The organism is Sphaerisporangium sp. NPDC088356, assembly GCF_040685555.1.
In the GTDB taxonomy this organism is placed as follows: domain Bacteria; phylum Actinomycetota; class Actinomycetes; order Streptosporangiales; family Streptosporangiaceae; genus Sphaerisporangium.
The window spans coordinates 1-20,533 of the sequence record NZ_JBFBIK010000128.1 but is presented as its reverse complement, the minus strand read 5'-3'; the positions used below and the strand labels follow the sequence as shown (position 1 = coordinate 20,533).

20 protein-coding genes and 1 tRNA gene are annotated in these 20,533 nt (G+C 70.9%); 11 read left to right on the top strand and 10 right to left on the bottom strand.

All coding sequences use genetic code 11. The features are described 5' to 3' along the window. Window positions 1-31 precede the first annotated feature (31 nt). Window positions 32-1,645 (bottom strand): DUF3352 domain-containing protein, encoded by a 1,614-nt coding sequence (locus tag AB0O34_RS31310; protein WP_363921586.1) that lies wholly within the window; start codon window positions 1,643-1,645, stop codon window positions 32-34. Between the two features lie 191 nt (window positions 1,646-1,836). On the opposite strand from AB0O34_RS31310, the gene AB0O34_RS31305 reads away from it, so the two are divergent. The 8 genes from AB0O34_RS31305 (at window position 1,837) to AB0O34_RS31270 (ending at window position 8,874) form a co-directional block, all read left to right on the top strand. Beyond that, window positions 1,837-2,628, top strand: coding sequence for a thioesterase family protein (locus tag AB0O34_RS31305; RefSeq protein WP_363921584.1), 792 nt, complete (start codon window positions 1,837-1,839; stop codon window positions 2,626-2,628). Window positions 2,629-2,732: 104 nt separating this feature from the next. After that, entirely contained in the window at window positions 2,733-3,635 is a 903-nt protein-coding gene (murI, locus tag AB0O34_RS31300; RefSeq protein ID WP_363921582.1) for a glutamate racemase, read from the top strand. 8 nt (window positions 3,636-3,643) lie between these two features. Beyond that, a complete protein-coding gene (locus AB0O34_RS31295; protein ID WP_363921581.1) occupies window positions 3,644-4,396 on the top strand; it encodes an MBL fold metallo-hydrolase in 753 nt (250 codons plus the stop codon). A 5-nt stretch (window positions 4,397-4,401) separates the two neighbouring features. Then, window positions 4,402-5,118, top strand: coding sequence for a ribonuclease PH (gene rph / locus AB0O34_RS31290; protein ID WP_363921579.1), 717 nt, complete (start codon window positions 4,402-4,404; stop codon window positions 5,116-5,118). After that, window positions 5,115-5,729 (top strand): RdgB/HAM1 family non-canonical purine NTP pyrophosphatase, encoded by a 615-nt coding sequence (gene rdgB, locus AB0O34_RS31285; protein ID WP_363921577.1) that lies wholly within the window; start codon window positions 5,115-5,117, stop codon window positions 5,727-5,729. The genes rph and rdgB overlap by 4 nt, the downstream gene beginning before the upstream one ends. 81 nt (window positions 5,730-5,810) lie before the next feature. Next, window positions 5,811-7,493 (top strand): molybdopterin-dependent oxidoreductase, encoded by a 1,683-nt coding sequence (locus AB0O34_RS31280; protein WP_363921575.1) that lies wholly within the window; start codon window positions 5,811-5,813, stop codon window positions 7,491-7,493. Window positions 7,494-7,606: 113 nt separating this feature from the next. Beyond that, a complete protein-coding gene (locus AB0O34_RS31275) occupies window positions 7,607-8,593 on the top strand; it encodes a toxin glutamine deamidase domain-containing protein (RefSeq protein WP_363921573.1) in 987 nt (328 codons plus the stop codon). Further along, window positions 8,590-8,874, top strand: coding sequence for a hypothetical protein (locus tag AB0O34_RS31270; protein ID WP_363921571.1), 285 nt, complete (start codon window positions 8,590-8,592; stop codon window positions 8,872-8,874). The genes AB0O34_RS31275 and AB0O34_RS31270 overlap by 4 nt, the downstream gene beginning before the upstream one ends. A gap of 14 nt (window positions 8,875-8,888) precedes the next feature. On the opposite strand, the gene AB0O34_RS31265 is transcribed toward AB0O34_RS31270, so the two are convergent. From AB0O34_RS31265 to bcp, 6 genes are all read right to left on the bottom strand, one after another. Next, window positions 8,889-11,408 carry an FtsX-like permease family protein gene (locus AB0O34_RS31265; protein WP_363921569.1) on the bottom strand — a complete coding sequence of 840 codons (2,520 nt, stop codon included), beginning with the start codon at window positions 11,406-11,408 and terminating at the stop codon, window positions 8,889-8,891. A gap of 1 nt (window position 11,409) precedes the next feature. Further along, on the bottom strand, window positions 11,410-12,171 hold the full coding sequence (locus tag AB0O34_RS31260; protein ID WP_363921567.1) for an ABC transporter ATP-binding protein: 762 nt from the start codon (window positions 12,169-12,171) through the stop codon (window positions 11,410-11,412). 10 nt (window positions 12,172-12,181) lie between these two features. Next, complete coding sequence (locus AB0O34_RS31255; RefSeq protein WP_363921566.1) at window positions 12,182-12,772, bottom strand: response regulator transcription factor; 591 nt, start codon at window positions 12,770-12,772, stop codon at window positions 12,182-12,184. Then, entirely contained in the window at window positions 12,769-13,950 is a 1,182-nt protein-coding gene (locus AB0O34_RS31250) for a sensor histidine kinase (protein WP_363921565.1), read from the bottom strand. Before AB0O34_RS31250 ends, AB0O34_RS31255 begins: the two co-directional genes overlap by 4 nt. A gap of 345 nt (window positions 13,951-14,295) precedes the next feature. Beyond that, window positions 14,296-14,369: transfer RNA gene (locus AB0O34_RS31245), tRNA-Leu, on the bottom strand. Window positions 14,370-14,423: 54 nt separating this feature from the next. Next, window positions 14,424-14,897 carry a thioredoxin-dependent thiol peroxidase gene (gene bcp, locus AB0O34_RS31240; RefSeq protein ID WP_363921563.1) on the bottom strand — a complete coding sequence of 158 codons (474 nt, stop codon included), beginning with the start codon at window positions 14,895-14,897 and terminating at the stop codon, window positions 14,424-14,426. A 124-nt stretch (window positions 14,898-15,021) separates the two neighbouring features. On the opposite strand from bcp, the gene AB0O34_RS31235 reads away from it, so the two are divergent. Then, window positions 15,022-15,363 (top strand): DUF3618 domain-containing protein, encoded by a 342-nt coding sequence (locus AB0O34_RS31235; RefSeq protein ID WP_363921561.1) that lies wholly within the window; start codon window positions 15,022-15,024, stop codon window positions 15,361-15,363. A gap of 32 nt (window positions 15,364-15,395) precedes the next feature. Here the strand turns inward: AB0O34_RS31235 and AB0O34_RS31230 are convergent, their stop codons facing one another. Together AB0O34_RS31230 and AB0O34_RS31225 are read right to left on the bottom strand one after the other, a co-directional pair. Next, on the bottom strand, window positions 15,396-16,583 hold the full coding sequence (locus AB0O34_RS31230) for an amino acid deaminase/aldolase (RefSeq protein WP_363921559.1): 1,188 nt from the start codon (window positions 16,581-16,583) through the stop codon (window positions 15,396-15,398). 61 nt (window positions 16,584-16,644) lie between these two features. After that, the gene (locus AB0O34_RS31225; protein WP_363921557.1) at window positions 16,645-18,147 is read right to left on the bottom strand and encodes a hypothetical protein; all 1,503 of its coding nucleotides are present in this window, start codon (window positions 18,145-18,147) and stop codon (window positions 16,645-16,647) included. Between the two features lie 304 nt (window positions 18,148-18,451). Here AB0O34_RS31225 and AB0O34_RS31220 point away from each other — a divergent pair, with 304 nt between their 5' ends. After that, entirely contained in the window at window positions 18,452-19,114 is a 663-nt protein-coding gene (locus tag AB0O34_RS31220) for a hypothetical protein (protein WP_363921555.1), read from the top strand. A 222-nt stretch (window positions 19,115-19,336) separates the two neighbouring features. On the opposite strand, the gene AB0O34_RS31215 is transcribed toward AB0O34_RS31220, so the two are convergent. Then, window positions 19,337-19,768: an ATP-binding protein gene (locus AB0O34_RS31215; protein WP_363921553.1), complete on the bottom strand. Its 432-nt coding sequence runs from the start codon at window positions 19,766-19,768 to the stop codon at window positions 19,337-19,339. Window positions 19,769-19,939: 171 nt separating this feature from the next. Here AB0O34_RS31215 and AB0O34_RS31210 point away from each other — a divergent pair, with 171 nt between their 5' ends. After that, window positions 19,940-20,512: a helix-turn-helix transcriptional regulator gene (locus AB0O34_RS31210; RefSeq protein ID WP_363921551.1), complete on the top strand. Its 573-nt coding sequence runs from the start codon at window positions 19,940-19,942 to the stop codon at window positions 20,510-20,512. The last annotated feature ends 21 nt before the right edge of the window (window positions 20,513-20,533 follow it).

Below are 20,533 nucleotides of genomic sequence, written 5' to 3'. Positions count from 1 at the left end.
CGCCTCCCTCAGGGAGGCGGCCGATCGAAGTTCAGTTGAACAGCACTCGCAGGCTGAACGACGTGGTGTCGCCCGACTGCCTGCCGCTCAGGCCCACGGCCCGCAGTGCCCGCAGGTTGGCCCGCTCCTCGCCCCGGAAGTTGTCCAGGTAGTACTTCTCGATCTTGTCGAGGTCGACGAAGAGCGCGGCGGTCGCCGAGTCCGCGTCCGGAATCGCGATCTTGAAGGTCTCGCTGTCGCCCAGCGTGCCCTGCTCGTTCAGCTTGCCCGCGTAGTCCTGCGAGCTCGCGAGGACCAGCTTCCCGTCGCCCGCCGCCTTGGCGATCTGCGGCACCCCATCTCCCGAGTCGGCGACGAAGCGCTCGATCTTGGAGACGACCTCCTGGGCCTTGGCGGGGTCGGTGGTGAGCACGGCGCCGACGTTGGGCATCGCGCCGTCGAGGCCCTGCTGGTCGACCGCCACCGTGAGGTTCTCGCCGAGAAGGGTCACGATGTCGGCGGGAAGGGCGATGCCGTACATCTGCTGGGCCCGGGTGACGAAGTCGGTGAAGGCCTGGCCGCCCGCGGAGCCCTCGGCCGCCTTCTTGATCTGCGGCCACTGCTTGGCGAGCGTGTCGCCGAGGCCCGAGACCGACAGGGCCCCCGCCGTCGAGGCGGGCAGGCCGCTCAGGCGTATCGCCTCCGGGTCGGCCGGCCCCTGCACGGTCGAGCCACGGGAGATTCCGGTCAGTTCCGCGTAGCCGCTGTCGAACCGCAGGGCGCCCGCGACGCGCACGTTCTTGATCATGTCGAGCGTGGCGGTGTCGGCCGGCATGGCCGTGCCCGCCGCCTTGGCGATCTGGCCCACGTTGCCCCAGAACGAGAGCACGCCGGGCTCGCCGAGGGCCTGCAGGTCGGCGGCGAAGTCGGCGTTCTGCGACAGCGGCGCCGCCTTGGCGTAGGAGTCGGCCGCCGCCTGGGTCGTCGCGAGGATCGCGTAGTCCTCCCGGAACGCGAGGCCCTTCAATTCGCCACCCGTGTTCAGCTTGGCCAGCCCGGCGCGGGCCCCGGCCTCGTCGGTGACCTGAACGGCCACGGCCACCTCGGGCGTCCGCTTTCCGGGAAGCGGGGACAGGAGGCCGAAGCCGACGCGGGCGCCGATCCACGGCTCGACGTCACGGGCGTAGTCGACCTTGGCGAGGTCCTCGCTGTCCTTGCTGACCAGGTCGAAGAGCGCCCTGCGCGGGTCGTCGCCGGTGAAGCTGTCGCGGGTGGCCGAGAACTTCCTGGCGAGGTTGAACAGCGCCACCTTCTGGTTGGCGGCCGGGTCCAGGTCGACCCGCACGTACGCCAGGGTGCCGGAAGGGAGCACGTCCTCGGGTTGCGTGCCGCCCCCGCTGAGGAGGCTGACGGCGTACACGCCGCCACCCCCGACCACGACCACGAGGACGGCCGCGATGATCGCGAGCAGCCATCCCTTTCCCGTCTTCCCGCGGGGTGGCACGGGCGACCCGAGCTCCTCATGCTGCCATGGGGGCGGGCCGGCCGAGGGCGGGGCGCCGTACGCGTAGGGCTGTGTGTAGGGGCCCGGAGCGGGGTGCCGGTAGGACACGGTCCGATCGGGGTCCTGGTTGAAGGGGTACGGGGGGAGGGGTTCGCCTGACATGTTCCACTCTCGGGGCAATTAGGTGGGATTGATGGACAAGCTAGATCGTCCCGGTAGAGAGACACTTGCAAGGCGCTTTACCTCGAATCTTCGAGAACCGCTCCCGCCGGGCATGCGCATGAGGGCCTCGGTAAGGTAGTGGGCCAGAACAAGGTTCCGGTACGGGCGGCGAAGCGGGGCAAAGAGTACAGATGACGAAGTTCGACGAGGCGACACAGGCGATCAGGATCGACGAGACCACGTACGACGTGTGCCTCGACCCCGGTTACTCGATCGGAGGGCCGCTCAACGGCGGCTACCTCATGGCCGTGGTGCTGCGCGCCGTCGTGGACGCCTCACCGCACGACCATCCGGTGTCCACCGCCGTCCAGTTCCTCAGGTCGCCGGCGCCGGGCCCCGCCCGCGTACGGCTGGAGCAGCTCAAGGCGGGCAGGACCGCCGCGATGACCCGGGCGACCCTGATCCAGGACGACACCGCGTACATCGACACGCTCGTGACCACGGCGACGCTCGGCGGCGCCGCGAGCGAGTGGGCCGGGTCGCCCGCGGTCGCCATGCCTCCCATCGAGGACTGCGTCGCGCTGCCGGACCCGAAGCCCGAGTCCAACATGACGCTCAACGCCCAGATGGAGATGCGGTTCGACCCGCCGAGCATCGGCTGGCTGACCGGCGAGCCGACCGGGCGGCCGGAGTCTCGCGCGTACTTCCGCATGTCGGAGCCCCAGGAGCCCGATCCCTTCATCCTGGCCCTGGCCGTGGACGCGCTGCCGCCCGTCGTCTTCTCCGCGGGCAGCCGTGGCTGGGCCCCGACGGTCGAGCTGACCTGGCACCTGCGGGCGCTGCCCGCGCCCGGCTGGCTGACCCTCATCGGCCAAGGGCGCGTGATCAGGGACGGATGGTTCGACGAGGACGTCGAGGTGTGGGACTCCGAGGGAAACATGGTGGCCCAGTCGCGCCAGCTCGCCCGCCTCGGCCGGGGCTGACCGGGCGCCTGTGACCGGCCGGTCACGCGCGGCGCGCAGGGATTACTCCGGTGTGAGGATTCTTACCGCGAGCGATTGTTCATGGTCCCCTAATCTTGGGAATCATGTCGGACATCGGGAGCATCGCCCACGCGCCGTGGGTCAGCGTCATCGAATCAGCAGACGACCATAGTGCTCAGGGAGACCCCGCCATAGGGATCTTCGACAGCGGCGTGGGAGGCCTCACGGTCGCCCGGGCGATCATCGACCAGCTCCCGAACGAATCGATCCTGTACGTCGCCGACACCGCGCGGCAGCCGTACGGGCCGAAGCGTATCGCCGAGGTGCGCGCCTTCGCCCTCCAGGTGATGGACCACCTCGTCGAGCACGACGTGAAGATGCTCGTGATCGCCTGTAACAGCGCGAGCGCCGCGGTCCTGAGGGACGCCAGGGAGCGCTACGACGTCCCCGTGGTGGAGGTCATCCAGCCGGCGACGCGCAGGGCCGTACGGGCCACCAGGAACGGGCGGGTGGGCGTGATCGCCACGCGGGCGACCATCGGGTCCATGGCCTACCAGGACGCCTTCGCGGCGGCGCCGGACGTGCGCCTCACGGGCGTGGCGGCGCCGCGGCTGGTGGAGTTCGTGGAGCGGGGCGAGACCATGAGCGACGAGGTCATCGAGGTCGCGAGGGAGTACCTCCAGCCGGTGATCGACGACGGCTGCGACACGCTGATCCTCGGCTGCACGCACTACCCGCTGCTCGCCGGCGCGATCTCCTACGTCATGGGGGACGACGTCACGCTGGTGTCCAGCGCGGACGAGACGGCCAAGGACGTCTGCCGCGTCCTTCACGACCGCGGGCTGGCGGGGCAGGGCTCCACGCCTCGCCACAGGTTTCGCGCGACCGGCGACGGCACGCTGTTCGCCGACCTCGGACGCCGGTTCCTCGGGCCCGAGATCGGTACCGTCGAGCGCGCGCCGGTTGGGGACGTTTCGGGCGAAGAGGCGTTGACCGCGCCGAGTTAGGAGCTGCCGTGAAGTTGACGATCGTCGGGTGCTCAGGGAGCTTCCCCGGCCCCGAGAGTCCCGCGTCCTGTTACCTGCTGGAGGCGGAGGGGTTCCGGTTGCTCCTCGACTTCGGCAACGGCTCCCTCGGAGTCCTCCAGCGGCACATCGGCCTGTACGACGTGGACGCCATCTGCCTGTCGCACCTGCACGCCGACCACTGCCTCGACCTGTGCGCCTACCACGTGGTGCGCACCTACTCGCCCGACCGCACGCTGCCCCGGGTGCCGGTCTACGCGCCGGAGGACGCCCCGCGCCGCCTGGCCGCCGCCTACGGCATGGACGAGGAGCCCGGCCTTGAGACCGCGTTCGACTTCGCGCCGCTCGCGCCGGGCACCTTCTCGGTGGGCCCGTTCGAGGTCACGGCCGCGCCGATGAACCACCCCGTGGAGACGTACGGCTTCCGGGTGTCGCACGGCGGGCACTCGGTGGCGTACTCCGCCGACACCGGCGAATCGGCGGAGCTCGTCAAGCTCGCCGCGGGCGCGGACATCCTGCTGTGCGAGGCGTCCTTCCTCGACCGGCCGGACATCCCCGCGGGCCTCCACCTGACCGGCAGGCAGGCCGCCGAGCACGCCGCCCGCGCGGGGGTCGGCACGCTCGTGCTCACCCATCTGGTGCCGTGGTACGACCCGTCCGAGATCCTCGGCGACGCCTGCCGCGGCGGCTTCGAAGGCCGCGTGGAACTCGCGCGGAGCGGGGCCGTGTATGACCTAAGGTGAGGCTCATGGCACGTGACGATGGACGTAGTCCCGATCAGCTTCGGCCGGTGACGATCACCCGCGACTGGCTCGCCCACGCCGAGGGCTCTGTCCTTGTGGAGTTCGGCGGCACCAAGGTGCTGTGCGCCGCCTCCGTGCAGGACGGCGTGCCCCGCTGGCGCAGGGGGAGCGGGCTCGGCTGGATCACCGCCGAGTACGCCATGCTGCCTCGCGCCACCAACACCCGCACCGACCGCGAGTCGGTGCGCGGCAAGATCGGCGGGCGGACGCACGAGATCTCCCGCCTGATCGGGCGCTCCCTGCGGGCCTGCGTCGACTACAAGGCCCTCGGCGAGAACTCCATCGTGCTCGACTGCGACGTGCTCCAGGCCGACGGCGGCACCCGCACGGCCGCCATCACCGGGGCGTACGTCGCCCTGGCCGACGCCATCGCCTGGATGCGCAAGCGCAAGATGTGCCCCGGCGACCCGCTGGTCAACTCCGTGGCCGCCGTCTCGGTCGGCATCGTCGGCTCCACCCCGCTGCTCGACCTCTGCTACTCCGAGGACGTCGCCGCCGAGACCGACATGAACGTCGTCATGACCGGGTCGGGCGAGTTCGTCGAGGTCCAGGGCACCGCCGAGGGCGTCCCCTTCGACCGCTCGACCCTCGACGCCCTGCTCGACCTCGCCGGCGCGGGCTGCGCCGAGCTGACCCTGCGCCAGCGCGAGGCCCTGTCGTGAGCGCCGCGACGAGGGTCGTGCTGGCGACCCGCAACCAGGGCAAGATCGTCGAGCTCCGGCGCATCCTGGCCGAGGCCGACGAGAAGACCGAGCTGGTCGGGCTCGACGAGTTCCCCGAGATCGGCGAGGTCGCCGAAACCGGCCTGACCTTCGCGGAGAACGCCCTGCTCAAGGCGCACGCGGTCGCCTCGGCGAGCGGGCTGCCCGCGATCGCCGACGACTCGGGCCTCTGCGTGGACGCGCTGAACGGCATGCCCGGGGTCTTCTCGGCCCGCTGGTCGGGGTCCCACGGTGACGACGCCGCCAACCTGAGGCTCCTGCTCGCCCAGGTGTCCGACGTCCCGGACGGCCGCAGGGGCGCGCACTTCGCCTGCGCGGCGGCGATCGCCCTGCCCTCGGGGCACGAGCGCGTCGTCGAGGGCACGCTCGCCGGGGCGGTGATCCGCACGCCGCGCGGCACCAACGGGTTCGGGTACGACCCTGCCTTCGTCCCCGAGGGCGAGAGCCGTACGACCGCGGAGATGCCGCCCGGCGACAAGGACGCCATCAGCCACCGGGGCCGAGCCTTCCGCGCCCTGGTGCCCGTCATGCGAGAGCTGCTCGGCTCCTGACGCGCGGTGCGCATCTGGGGCCGAGCCGCCGTAACCAGGGCGTAAGAATCGTGGCGGGCCTATGGGCGTAGCGTTCCGTCTGTGAACACGAACCAGACGCGCCAGGGCGACCACGCATGGGCGGCGGCGCTCATCGGCGTGGTGGCGGGCGCGGTCGCCCTCGGGATCGGCCAGCTCGTCGCCGGCCTGCTCAACCCGAAGGCGTCCCCGGTCATCGCGGTCGGCGACGCCGCGGTCGACCGCACGCCCGCGGCGCTCAAAGAGTGGGCGATCCGGACCTTCGGCTCCAACGACAAGCTGGTGCTGATCGCGGGCATCATCGTCGTGCTGGTCCTGATCGCCGCCGGGCTCGGGCTGCTGGCGCGCAGGCGTGTCGGGTTCGGCACGACCGGCATGATGATCTTCGGCATCATCGGCATGGCGGCCGCGTTCAGCCGGCCGGACTCCGGGCCTCTCGACGTCCTCCCCTCCATAGTCGGCGCGGGAGCCGGTGCCTGGGCGTTGAGCATCCTGGTCCGCCGCACCTGGCCGGCCGTGGAGCCCGGGTACGAGGACCTGCGCCGTCACCGGGCGGGCGAAGCCGCTCCCGAGCCGCCGGAGAGCCTTCAGCCGTCCGAGGAGCCCGCGCCGTCCGAGAGCGCCGGCGGGACGGTGGAGAGGCCGGTCGTCATGCGTTCCGGCTCGCGGCTGCACGAGTTCGACCGGCGAGGCCTGCTCACCGGGGCCGCCGCGGGGGTCGTCGTCGCCGGAGTCGGCGGGCTGGCGGGCAGGGGCCTCGCCGGTCGGCTGAACGTCGACACCGAACGGGCACAGATCGCGCTGCCCCGGCCCGCGAGCCCCGCCAAGCCCCTCCCGGCGGGAGCCGACCTCCGCCTGAAGGACCTGCCTCCCTTCACCACCCCGAACCGCGACTTCTACCGCGTCGACACGGCGCTGGTCGTGCCCCAGGTGGACCCGAAGACCTGGACGCTGAAGATCCACGGGATGGTCGACAGGCCCGTCGAGCTGACCTACGCCGACCTGCTCAAGCGGCCCCTCATGGAGTCCGACGTGACGCTGACCTGCGTGTCCAACGACGTCGGGGGGCCGTACGTCGGCAACGCCCGCTGGCTCGGCACGCGCCTGGCCGACGTGCTCCGCGAGGCGGGCATCCGGTCGGGGGCCGACATGCTGTTGTCCACCTCCTCGGACGGATGGACCTGCGGCACCCCCCTGGACATCACGATGGACGGCCGCGACGCGCTGCTCGCCATCGCGATGAACGGCGAGGTCCTGCCCGTCTCCCACGGCTTCCCGGTCCGCCAGGTGATCCCCGGCCTGTACGGCTACGTGTCGGCGACCAAGTGGGTCACCGACATCAAGGTCACCCGCTACGACCAGGACGAGGCGTACTGGACGCCGCGCGGCTGGGCGCCCAAGGGCCCCATCAAGACCGAGTCCCGCATCGACCTTCCCAGGGGCGGTTCCACGATCACCGCGGGCCGTACGGCCATCGCGGGCGTGGCGTGGGCGCAGCACCGGGGCATCGACGCGGTCGAGGTGCGTATCGACAAGGGCTCCTGGCAGCAGGCGCGCCTGGCCGAGGTACCGGGCCCGGACACCTGGCGCCAGTGGGTCGTCGACAACTGGCAGGCCACTCCCGGAAAGCACACCATCGAGGTCCGGGCCACGGACGCGACGGGACAGACCCAGACCGCCGACTACGCCCCTCCCGCGCCGGACGGCGCCTCCGGCTGGCACTCCATCCTCGTCGTCGTGAAGTAGCACCCGCCTCGGCGTGTGGTCCCAGGTGAATCCCGGAATCGTCCGCCCGCCCGTTCGCGGCACCCCTACGATCGGCCACTGACCGGGTCGGTGCGGGAATTTGGGGGAGCACATTGTCCGGAGCCAGTTACGGCGGTCCACTGCCGCGGGGGGCGTCTCGGCACGGGTTCGCGGGGGCGGCCTACAACCCCGTCGTCACGTCCGACGGCGTCCGATGGCGCGACTACGAGTTGGCGGCCGAGACCTCCGCCGACGAGTGGCGGCCGGTCCTGCGGCCGCTCACTGTCAACGACGGCCCGATCTCCGCATGGCACGACGTCCCGGTGCCGGCGCGGCACGACGGCACGCCGCGACGCCAGGAAACCTCGGCGCCACAGCGGCGCGGGATGCTGCCGCGCTGGCCCGGCGGCCCGACGTCGCCGGGGCAGGAGGTGCCCTCGCGGCACGACGGGCTGCTGCCCAAGTGGCCGGGGCCGGAGGCCGACTGGTTCGACGGTCCCGCCCGGCCGCCCAGGCTCGACGTCTCCCGGCCCTACGGCACGCCCGGCGGCCTGGCCTGGCCTGACCCGCAGGTCCAGCGCGACCTGTGCCAGGTGGTGCCCGACGGGGCCCGCTTCCCCGACCCGCGCGGCACCTGGGTGCGCCTGGTCAACGGGGAGGGCCCCTCGGAGGATCCCTTCCGGGCGACCAACTCCCTCGACTGCGCCCTCGCGGTCGTCTCCACCTGGCACGGCGAGCCGGTCGTGGCCGCGCCCCGGCAGCCCGAGTACGACCGGGTGGGCAGGCCCTCGCTGAGCGGGGAGCCGGGCGGCGTCGCCCGTGCGGAGCGCTGGCTGGGGCACCGTTTCGAGTACGTCGGGCAGGGGCGCCGCGCGTACGCCACGGTCGCGCAGCGGCTGCGGGGCGGTGGCCACGGCGCGGCGGCCGTGCTGGTCTCCCGCTGGCCGTCCGGGGGCAGCCACGCGTGGAACGCCGTCAACGCGGCGGGTGAGGTGGTGTGGATCGACGCCCAGCGCGGGCACACCTCCGTGGATCCGCCACCCGGGCCCGTCACCGGCGTCTTCTGCGTCATGATCGACCGGCGCGGGCGGCGCCTGTGACCGGGCACGGGCTCTCGGCGGAGCAGGCCAGGCTGCTGGCCGAGGAGTACTTCAACGGCCCGCTGCCCGCCGAGGAGGCGACCGAGGTCGGCCTCTACGTCTTCGAGGAGGGGTACGTCGCCTGGGCGAAGACACCCGAATCCGAGGACCCCGGCACGTTGCCCGCCACGGTCGGGGGCGGGTGCGTGGTCATCGACAGGTTCACCGGCGAGCTGTCGATCCGGCCACTGCTCAACCCCGAGACCGTGGCCGAGCAGTGGCCGGGACGCCGCCCCCGATAGACGCTACGCGGAGGTCAGTCGCTCGCCAGGGAGCCGACGATGGACGCCCGGGCCGCGCGGCGGGCCGGGAGCACGGCCGCGAGCACCCCGGCCAGGCCTGACAGGGCGACGAGGAGCAGCACCTGCGTCACGGGAACCCGGAAGAGGAGGTCGTCCACGAGCGTCCGGGTGGCCGCCCAGCCGAACGTGACGCCCAGCGCCACACCGACGATCGCCCCCATGAGGCCGAGGATCAGCGCCTCCACCGACAGCATCCGCCGCAGCTGCGACCGGGTCAGGCCAAGGGCCCTGAGCAGCGCCGACTCCCGGGTCCTTTCGTGCACCGACAGGCTCAGCGTGTTGGCGATGCCCAGCAGCGAGATGAGGATCGCGAGCCCGAGCAGCGCGGCGATGATCACCAGTGTCATGTCCAGCATCTCGTCGAACTGGCTCCTGACCTCGGTGGAGCTGAGGACCTTCGCGGTCGGGTACGGCTGGGCCGCCGCCTCGACGACCTTCCTGGAGACGTCGGGGGTCACGCCGTCCTTGGCGTTCACGAGGATCCGGCGGTCGTCCAGCCGGCCGAAGTACTTTTCGAAGGTGCCGTCGGGGACGGTGATGCCCGGCAGCGACACGGTGCCATCGTCGAAGACGCCGAGAACCGTGAGCTTCACGGTCCCGGCCTTGGGCGTGGCCAGCGTGATCGAGGCACCCGGCGCGACTCCGAGATCCTTGGCGATGTGGCTCGCCACCAGCGCCGTCCCGCCCGTGAAGCCTCGCAGGGAACCCTTCTGCAGTGCGGGCGTGTACGTCCCGCTGAACGTGCCGACGGGAAGCGTCCCGTCGCCCTGGCCCTCCTTGGCGACCGCGTCCCTGATCTGCACCACCGAGGCCAGCTCGGGCCTCGTACGGAGATCGGCGGCCAGGGCTCGCGGGAGCACAGCCTCGCGGGAATCGCCGGCCTGCGCGGAGACCATGTAGTCGACAGGGAACTGCTGGTCGAGCTTCGCGGTGTACGTCGCCCGGGTGGTCGCGGTGATCACCGAGATGAGCGTCATCAGCGTCACGCCGATCGTGAGCGCGACCGTCGTCGTGGCCGAACGCTTCGGGTTGCGCCGGGAGTTGTCCATCGCGAGCTTGCCGGGCACCCCGAACAGCTTGGCGGGCGCCCAGCCGGCGAACGCGCTCAGCGGTCTGACGATGACCGGACCGAGAACCAGCACGGCGCAGAAGGTCAGCACGCCGCCCGCCATGACGATGTAGAGCGCGATCGGCCCGGTGTCCATCGTGACCCCGGCCACGGTCGCTCCCGCGCCGCCCAGCAGGAACAGCGCGGCGAACACCATCCGCACGACACCGGTGCTGAACGTGTGGTCGTCGGTCTGCGTGCGCAACGCCGCGATGGGGGCGACCTTGGTGGCCGTACGGGCGGGCAGCAGCGCGGCCCCGACGGTGACGACCAGGCCGATGGCGAGCGCGAGCGCGATCGTACGGGGCGCCAGCGAGACGCCGCCCGAGGGCAGGTCCTGTCCTGTCGCGTTCAGCACGGCGAGCGCCCCGGCGCCGAGGCCGAGCCCGGTCAGCAGGCCGAGAGCCGAGGAGATGAGCCCGACCGCCACCGACTCAAGGAGGATGGAACCGAAGACCTGCCTGCGTGTGGCACCGATGCAGCGAAGCAGTGCCATCTCCCTGGTGCGCTGAGCGACCAGGATGTTGAACGTGTTGTAGATGACCAGCGCCGCGACGAGCATCGCGACCAGGCCGAACATCAGCAGCCCCAGCGTGAGGAAGTCGGTGTCGGCGCCGTTGGCCTTGGCCAGTTCCCTGGAGAGCTCGTCCCCGGTCCAGGCCTTGAACTTCGTGCCCGTGAGCGCCGAGGAGACCGCGGCCTTCAGGCTCTCGGGCGTCGTGCCGTCCGCCGCCGCGACGTCGATCTCGGTGAAGCCCTGCTCCCCGGTCATGGCCTGCGCCGTGGCCGTGGTGAACCCGACCGCGCCCGTGTAGGCGAGCTGCAGGTCCACGCCCACGTCGAAGAGCCCGACCAGCCGGAAGGTGTGCGGCTTGCCGTGGGCGTCCAGCACCGAGACGGTGTCTCCCGGCGTGAAGCCCCGGGTCTTGGCCGTGTTCTTGTCGATGACGACCTGGTCGCCGGAGGCCGGGACGGCGCCGGAGGTGATCGCCGTGCGGTTCAGCCTGCCGCCGACGACGGAGACGCCGGTGGTCGGGATGTCGCCGACCGCCTTGCCGTCCTTGCCGATCAGCGCGGCCTCGCCCTGCACCAGGCCCTGCGCCTCGGCGACGCCGGCGACGCCCTTGACCTTGGCGAGGTCGCTCGCGAGCAGCCGGGCCGGCTTGTCGCCGCCCGAGTCGGAGGGGAGCAGCGCCACGTCCACCTTGTCGGCGGAGGCGGCGATCCGCTGGGAGAAGCCCGCCTGGACCGTGTCGGTGAGCACGAACGTGCCCGCGATGAACCCCACTCCCAGCGTGATCGCCAGTGAGGTGAGCAGGAGCCTGAGCTTGTGCGCCCGCAGCCCCGCCAGAGTGGTGCGGAACACCTCAGCCCTCCAGCTTCATCAGCGTGTCGAGCACGGTCTGCGGGGAGGGCTGCGCCAGCTCGGTCACCAGCAGGCCGTCGCGCAGGAACACCACGCGGTCGGCGTAGGAGGCGGCGACGGGGTCGTGGGTGACCATGACGATGGTCTGACCGAGCTCCCGTACCGAGGTGCGCAGGAAGGACAGCACCTCCGCGCCGCTGCGCGAGTCCAGGTTGCCGGTCGGCTCGTCCGCGAAGATGACCTGGGGCTTGCTGATGAGCGCCCGCGCGACCGCGACGCGCTGCTGCTGGCCGCCCGACAGTTCGTTCGGCTTGTGCCTCAGCCGGTCGCGCAGCCCGACGGTGCGGATCACCGTGTCGAACAGCTGCTGGTCGGCCTGACGTCCGGCGATGTCCAGCGGCAGGCGGATGTTCTGCTCGGCGGTCAGCGTCGGGAGCAGGTTGAAGGCCTGGAAAATGAAGCCCACCCGCTCACGCCGCAGCGCGGTGAGCTGCTTGTCGCTCAGCCGGGTGATCTCGATGTCGCCGATGCGCACCTCGCCTTCCGTGACGGTGTCCAGCCCCGCCAGGCAGTGCATCAGCGTGGACTTCCCCGACCCCGAAGGGCCCATGATCGCGGTGAAGGCACCGGTGTCGAATCCGACGTCGATCCCGCCCAGCGCGTGTACGGCGGCGTCGCCCTCGCCGTACACCTTGGTCACCCCTCTGGCGACGACGGCGGCGGGTGCGGTCCGGCGGACGGCTTCCTCTCCGGTGACGGTCACGTGTGGCTCCTCAAGCGGTAATCAGGCTGAGATGCGGAAACTCCGCGAGATCAACGCTATTGCCGCAGGAGCCGCGAACCATGAGCCCTGGGAACGGACTTCGGGTACGCCCGGAGAGGGGCGGCGGAGGCCCCGTGCGACTCAGGCTCTCGGGCTCCGCGGCCGGCGTGCCCGGCAGGTGGGCGGTGAACCGCCGCAGCAGTCGCCTGGTGGTGCTCGGGGCCACCACGGCGTCCCCCGCGTGCACGGAGTGGATCGCGCTGATGAGGTCGGACGGCGGCACGTCCTTCAGCAGGAACCCCGACGCCCCGGCCTTCAGCGCCGTGAAGGCGTACTCGTCGAGGTCGAAGGTCGTCAGGATGAGTACCCTGGGCGGGCCGGGCATGGCCGTGATCAGCCGGGTCGCCTCCACACCGTCCACGCGCGGCATGCGCACGTCCATCAGGACGACGTCGGCCTTCAGCGATTCGAGCAACCGCACGGCGGCGGCTCCGTCGGCGGCCTCTCCTACGACATCGATGTCCGGCTGGGCCCCGAGGACCATGCGGAAGCCGGCCCGTACGAGCTCCTGGTCGTCGACCAGCACCACCCTGATGCTCACGCGGCCCTGCTCACCGGAAGCCGTACGGTCACCTGGAAACCTCCTCCGGGGCACGGGGAGGCCTGCACGCTGCCGTCGTACATCGCGACGCGCTCGCGCATGCCGATCAGCCCGTGCCCGTCGATGCTCCGGGGCGCCGCCGCGCCGCGCCCGTCGTCGGTCACCCGCAACATGATGTCCCCGGGCCCGTAATTCATCTCGACGCGGGCACGGGCATCCGGCCCTCCGTGCTTGAGCACGTTGGTCAGGGCCTCCTGAACGATGCGGTAGACCACCAGCTGCTCGCCCTCCGGCAGGTCGCGGTGGGTGCCGCTCACCGTGAAGTGCACCGGCAGACCCGACTGGCGGATGTGCGCCATCAGCTCGTCGAGGTCGGCGACGCCCGGCTGGGGCGCGTAGTCCTCCTCATGCGCGTCGTCCTGCCTCAGCACCGCGACCAGGCGGCGCATCTCGGCGAGGGCCTGCCGTCCGGTGCTGGAGATCGTCTGTACGGCCCGGCGTGCCTGCTCGGGGTCGCTGTCGATGGTGTAGCCCGCGCCGTCCGCCTGGACGATCATCACGCTCACGTTGTGGGCGACCACGTCGTGCAGCTCGCGGGCGATGCGGGCCCGCTCGGCGGCGGTGGCGATGCGCGCCTGCTGGTCGCGCTCGTGCTCGGCGCGTTCGGCCCGCTCCTCCAGGCTTTCGAGGTAGCGCCGCCGGGTGTTGGCGTAGATGCCGCCGATCCAGGTCGCGACCACGAACACCGAGCCGGACGCGAAGGCCAGCAGGCTCGGCCGGCCCCAGCGCACCATCATCAGGCACGCGCCCAGCTCGGCGATGGCGCCGGCGGCGAGGGCCCAGCGCAGGGGGCGGTACGCGGCGACGCCGTACATCGCCACGAGCACCACGATGTCGGCGGGAACCGGCTCCAGCGGGGCGAGCCACTGCGCGAAGGCGATGAGCGCGATGGCCGCGAACACCTGGACGGGCCGGCTCCGCCGCCAGACGAGCGGGGCGATGAGCACGGCCGACAGCGCCAGGTATCCCAGCAGGCTGAGGCCGATGGTGCCCGGCAGATGACCTGTGCCGTCGTAGTTCTCGGTCGACACCAGGCACAGGAGGACGAGTGGCACCATGACGAGGACATCCACCAGCCTGCCGTGGCGGGATCCCCAAGCGCGCACTCTGCCGAACACGCAACCAACCCTACGTTCGCCCAGTTCACCCCCCTTCCCTCTGGAGAGGGATCTGTTCCTACGACCCAGGTCGTACGGCACAAATGGCTTACACCGGTCTTACGGCCCGTAAGGGATAGTTCTTTTGGGAGCACCTCCGGGTGAGTAAAGGGAGATAGTGATGCAGGGGCACAAAGACGACGGGTCGCGTGGCAAGGGGGAAAGTCACGCGACCCCGACACCCTGGACCATCTCCTCATCCCGCGCCTGACGCCCCATGCCCAGCGGGCCGATCGCGATCGAGCCGCCTCCATCGGAATGGAGGCGGCTCTCGTTGTGGCTCGGATGAGGCTCCGGCCGTCGCGGTGGGGTCGGTGGGATTCGAACCCACACTGTCAGGTACCTAAAACCTGTGCCTCCTGCCATTGGGCTACGACCCCATGCCTGTACGGCTTGCGCCATCCTAGTTGAGCGCGAGGCGATAGCCGTACCTATTAAACGAGGCCCAGCTCTTTGCGCAGGCGTGCGACGTGACCTGTGGCCTTCACGTTGTAGAGAGCCTTCTCGATCTTGCCGTCGGCGTCGATGACGAACGTCGACCGCAGCACCCCGACCGTCGTCCTGCCGTACATCGTCTTCTCACCGTAGGCGCCGTATGCCTGGTGGACCGCGAGGTCGGGGTCGGACAGCAGCGGGAACGTCAGCGAGTCGCGCTCGATGAACTTCGCCAGCTTCTGCGGGGAGTCCTTCGTCACGCCGAGCACGGTGATGCCGGCCGCGGCCAGGCCGTCGAGGCTGTCGCGGAAGTCGCACGCCTGCTTCGTGCACCCGGGCGTCATCGCGGCGGGGTAGAAGTAGAGGATGACCCGCTTGCCACGGAAGGATTCCAGGCTGGTGTTCGTGCCCTCGGCGTCGGGCAGGGTGAAGTCGGGTGCGGCGTCGCCGGGCTCGAGTCTCGTCTGCGTCACGGAGACAACCTACCGGCACGCCCACCGTGCCGGGGGGATGCCCGACCTGACAGACTGATCGCTGCAAACGTAACGGCGAGCCGGGCGAGGGCGGCTCGCCCGGGAGGAAGAGAAGGGGATCGTCATGGCGGACACCGATCCCGAGGCGCTCGAGCGGAACATCGAGCGCACCCGGGCGGAGCTGGCTGTAACCGTGGACGCCATCGTTGATCGCGTCAGCCCCAAGCGGGTCGCCGGGCGTGGCGTCGCGAAGGCCAAGGCCGGCGCCCAGCAGGTGGTCGCGGCGGCACGCGACATGGCCTTCGGCGTGGCCTACCCGGCGAAGTTCGCCGAGCCGGGGGCCTACGGCGAGCAGGACGGCTGGCACGACGACTTCCCTCCGAGGAACCTCGCGCCGATCCTCATCGGCGTCGGCGCCGTCGTCGTGGTGGGCGCCGCGATAGCCCTCTGGCGCCGCCGCCGCTGACCCACCTCGCGGTCACCGTTCGTCGTGATCGGTCAGAGGAAGGTTCTGCCCTCGCCTCGGTAGGTCGGCACGGTCTCCACCACGCGGTCGCCCTCGACCAGGTGGAGCGCGTCGAACCGCTCGCAGAGCTCTCCGGCCTTCGCGTGGCGGAACCACACCCGGTCGCCGATCCTCAGGTCGTGGGCCGCCTGGCCGAGCAGCGGGGTCTGCACCTCGCCCGCGCCCTCCCTCGCGTCGTACCGCAGGCCGGCGGGAAGGTACGGCTGCGGCAATCGGGACGCCCCCGCCGAACCGGAGGCGTGGTACCCGCCGCCGAGCACGGTGACCACGCCGTTGCCGGGCCTGCGCACGACGGGGAGCGCGAACAGCGCGGCGGGACGGCCGGTGAAGCCCCGGTAGAAGTCGAACAGGCGCGGGTGGAAGAACCCCGATCCGGCCGCGACCTCGGTGATCGCCTTCTCGCGTGAGGTCTTCTCGACCGACCCGGTGCCGCCGCCGTTGACGAACTCCAGGTCGGTGACCTGCCGGACGGCCTCGGCGATGCGCCCCCTGCGGACGATCAGCTCCCGCTGCGACCGGGACTGCATCCACCGGATCACCTGGCCGTACGGGCCCGGCACCCGGTCGCCAACGCCCGCGATCTGGGCCTCGTAGGCCATCAGCCCGACCATCCGGAACCCCGGGCGTTTCGCTATCTCGGCGGCCAGCTCCGCCGCCTGCTCCGGCTCCCTGACCGAGGAGCGCAGCACTCCGGCGCGCAGCTTGCCCGCGAGCGCGGTGAACGCCGCATCAATATCCAGACATATGCGGATCTCGTGGCGCGAGGGGACGCCGTCGGCCGCCTCGTCGATGATGTCCAGATGCTGGGGGCAGTCGACCATGAGCGTGATCTCACGCGCCGCCCGCGCGTCACCCGCCAGCTCGGCCAGCGCCTGCCTGTCCGTCGTCGGGTAGGCGACCAGGATGTCGGAGAACCCCTCTGAGGCCAGCCACAGGGCTTCGGGGAGGGTGAAGCCCATGACCCCGGCGAAGCCGTCCATCTCCAGCGCGCGCCGCAGGACGGCCCGGCAGCGGATCGACTTGCTGGCCACCCTGATGGGCTTGCCCCGGGCACGGCGGGCCATCGCGGCGCCGTTGGACCGGAGCGCGTCGAGGTCGAGGATGGCGAACGGGGGATCGAAGTGCGCGGTGGCCCGGTCGTACCGCTGGCGGTCGTCCATGACCGAAGCTTAATTGGGCCCCGGAAACGAGCCTAGGTCACATCAGGTGGCCGTCACGGGATCAGACCGTACCCGGTGCGACCGGCGTCTCGTCCGGTGCCGGGGCGCTCGCGGACCTTCGGCGCCCGGCGGGACGCCTGACGCGACGCAGGCCCTCGAACGCCAGGCCCGCGGCCATACACGCGACCGGGAGGACGGGCACGACGTACCGGTGGTCGAACGCGGCGATCAGCGGGGGCAGGACGAGCAGCGCCACGGCCACCGCCCACGGCAGGAGCACCGGCCCGCCCAGCCGCCGCCAGCGCACGAGCACCCCGAACAGGCCCACGAGCATGATCACCGCCAGCAGCGGGCCCCGGACGTAGCCCTGCTCCTGGTAGGCGCGCAGCCACCCGGCATAGGGCTCGGCGACCACGGTGTCACCGCTGCGGCCCTGGTAGGCCGAGGTCAGCTGGGGCGCGGTGCGGCCTGAGGAGGCGATCTTGCCGGTGAACGGCTTCACGGAGTCGGGAAAGACGTACGCGCTCTGCGGCCCGGGGGTTGGGTAGACCCTGCGGGTCCACTCGAAGCCCCACAGGGCGTCCTTGACGCCGGTCAGCACGAAGTCGAACGGCTGAGCCATGATCGCCTCGGTGGCGAACCTGCCCGCGAGCCGCTCGCGGTCGGCGTCCTTGCGGACCTTGGCGAGCGGCGACCCGGCATCCCAGATGTAGACCGGCGGTGCGGGACGCTCGCCGACGGGCTCGGTGGGGCAGAGGATCTTCTCCTCACCGGCCGGACGTATCTTCGCGCAGTCGGCGAACGACATCGTGCGCGCCCAGAGCCAGACGTTGCTCTGGCCGAGGCCGTAGCTCCCATGCTCGCTGTGGAACCAGACCGCGTACCCCCCGAGGCCGATCACGCCCGCGAGCGCGGCGGCGAGCACGGCCCGCCACCCCGCCCGCGCGATCAGCAGCCAGACCAGCGCGATGACCAGCACGGGCAGGCCGACGGTGCGGGTGCAGGTGGCGGCCACCAGCAGCAGGGCCGCGGCCACGGCCGTGCCCGCCGTCGGCCGCTCGCGCCAGAGCAGCACGGTCACCGCCGCCGTCACCAGGAAGGTGAACAGCAGGTCGGCCATGACCAGGTGTTCGAGCTGCACCATGTGCACGTCGAGCAGCACCGGCACGGCCGCGAGCGTCGCGCCCCAGCCGGGCAGCCGGGCCCGGCGGCGGAGCACGGCGTAGACGCAGACCGCCACGCCGAGCCCGAGCAGGTGCTGCGCGACGGCGACCGCGCCGAAGCTCTGCAGCGGCCGCAGCGCCCACAGGAACAGGGAGTAGCCGGATGGGCGTGAGTCGAGCGGCTGGGGGTCGAGGGCGGCCTTGACGTAGACGAACGAGTCGGCCCAGAACCAGAGCGCCGGACGGTACCCGAGCACGGCGACCAGCCGCAGGGCGGCCCCGGCGGCCAGAGCGAGGGCGAAGACCCAGTGCGCCCGCGCGAACGACCGTACGGACGCGGAGCGCGCGCCGGAGGCCTCCTCGGCGGGGGCGACCGCGTGCTGAGCTGTGCCCGGCGGCACGGGAACCTCCTCGGAAGCGAGACGACGGCTCCTCATGCTAGGCGCACTCCGCGACCCCGGGTTCGCGTTGTCCACAGGCTCCCAGCAAGGCGTTACCGAGGCCGCCTCCCCGCCGGCTCTTCGCGCGGGTGCGCCGCACGGTCTCGGTCTCCCGGTGTCCACCGGCACTCAAGGAGGCCTTCGCGAGGCCGGCCTCTTCTTCGGAGCACGGGCCGCTATTGACATCATTGCTCTACTAAGAGAGCATTGCTCTCAGTACAGAGCATGTGTCGGAAGCTCGCCGCCTCATTAAGGAAAGTGATCCGTGAACGCCTCCACCCTTCCCGCGACCCATCCCGAAGCCCCCGCCCGAACCCGTCCGGGCGCCCGTTCCGGGGCCGTGGCCCTCGCGGTGGCCGGTGTCCTGTTCGTGCTGTATCCAGTGGTGCGGCCGTACTCCGACGAGACGTCGATGGGTGGCGCCGTGGCGATGGCCTCCCCGGCCTGGCTGGCGGCGCACCTGTTCGCCGTGGCCGGGTTCATCCTGCTGTCCCTCGGCCTGCTGGGGCTCCACCAGGCGCTCGGCCAGCGCCTGTCGCTGCGTGCCGTGGTGGTGACGTGGGCGGGGGCAGGGCTCACCCTTCCCTACTACGGCGCCGAGACCTTCGGCCTGAACGTCATCGCGCACCGCGCCGTCCAGGACCAGAGCACCTCGCTGCTGGCGCTGGTCGACGAGTTCCGCTACGGGCCCGCCGCGGTCGTCATGTTCGGGTGCGGGTTGCTGCTGCTCGGCGTGGGCGTGGTGCTGGCCGCGGTCGCGGTCTGGCGCTCGGGCGCGCTGCCCCGGTGGAGCGCGGTGCCGATCGCCGTCGGCTTCGCCCTGTTCATCCCGCAGTTCTTCGGCCCGAACATCCTCCGGATCGCCGAAGGCGCGCTGATCGCGCTCGGCGGCGTCTGGCTCGGGGTCGAACTGTGGCGAGCGCGGTGAATACGCCTTGCCGCCCGCGATCACCTCGATAAGATCAACGTGTCAGCTCGTGCCACTCTTTTAGAGAGGGTCATGACAGCGGACAACGAGCCCAGGCCTCTCCTTGTCTTGCGTAGGGAATCACGTTGGCGCCGTCAGGTGGGGCAAAGGCTTGCCCTGGACGGACGAACGGTTGTGCACGTCAATTCGACCGCCTGACATCCGATTTTCGTGATCGGCCGCTCATTCTCCCGGTCGGCGGGGACCCGGCCGGACACCGCCCTGCCGCCGGTATCCGACCTGGAACCAGACCGTTCGCCCTGCGGGGCCGTCGTGCACCCCCCAGCGTTGCGACAGCGCCTCGACCAGGACCAGACCACGCCCGCCCTCGGCGTACAGGTCCCCGTTGACCTGTGGGGCCGTGGAGCCACCGGCGTCCAGCACGTCGACATGGACGAGGTCGTGGCACTCGGCCAGAGCCGGTGTCACCGTTCCGCCATTTCGCGAGTTCGAATGCACCACGGAATTCGTGATGACCTCGGAGACGAGCAGTGTGACGTCGTCCAGGGCCGGGTGGCCGGCGCCGAGTTTCCGCCTGACATACTCACGGGCCGATGAGACCGACTCAGGACGACCGGCCAGTTCGGTGACACCCAGCAGATTTCCCATCTTCATCCGCTTGCCTTTTCGTTCCGCTCGGAAATGTGCTCGTCTTGCGGGCTTCGCCGCACCAGACTGCCAACGGATGGCTACCATGAGTAGCGAATTACCTACACTCCGTGCTCACAGTTCGGTCAGCAATTCCGGCCGAGGGGAACGGTTTCTCTTGGAGAGGAAGGTGAGATTTTGTCCCCCGGCAATGCGACACAGCCTCCCGAGTCACCGCGCGCGCATTTCGCCTTCGAGCTGCGCCGTCACCGGCAGGCGGCGAACCTGACCCAAAGGCAGCTCGCCGCGCGCATCGGCTTCTCCGATTCCATGGTCAACATGGTCGAGCTGGCCAAGCGGCCACCGTCGAGGCGCTTCGCGGAGCTCTGCGACCGCGTCTTCGACCTGAACGGCGGCATGGTCAGGCTGTACGCGGCCACGACCTGGAACAAGGCTCCCGAGTACCTCCGGCCCTGGCTGGAGGAAGAGCAGGACGCCACCGGCCTGCGCACCTGGCAGCCCACGATCGTCCCCGGCCTGCTCCAGACGGAGGCGTACGCCAGAGAGATCATTGCCGCGACACCTGGCATTACAGATGAGGAGCTGGAGAAGCGGCTGATGAACCGCATACAGCGGCAGTCCATCCTCCAGCGGGTGAAACCGCTCGCATTGAACGTGGTCATGGACGAGGTCGTGCTCCACCGAATAATCGGTGATATAGAGGTCATGCGGGAGCAGCTAGTGGCCCGTCACGCAACCTTGGTCGGGTAACTGGTCCAGCTTCGAATGGGT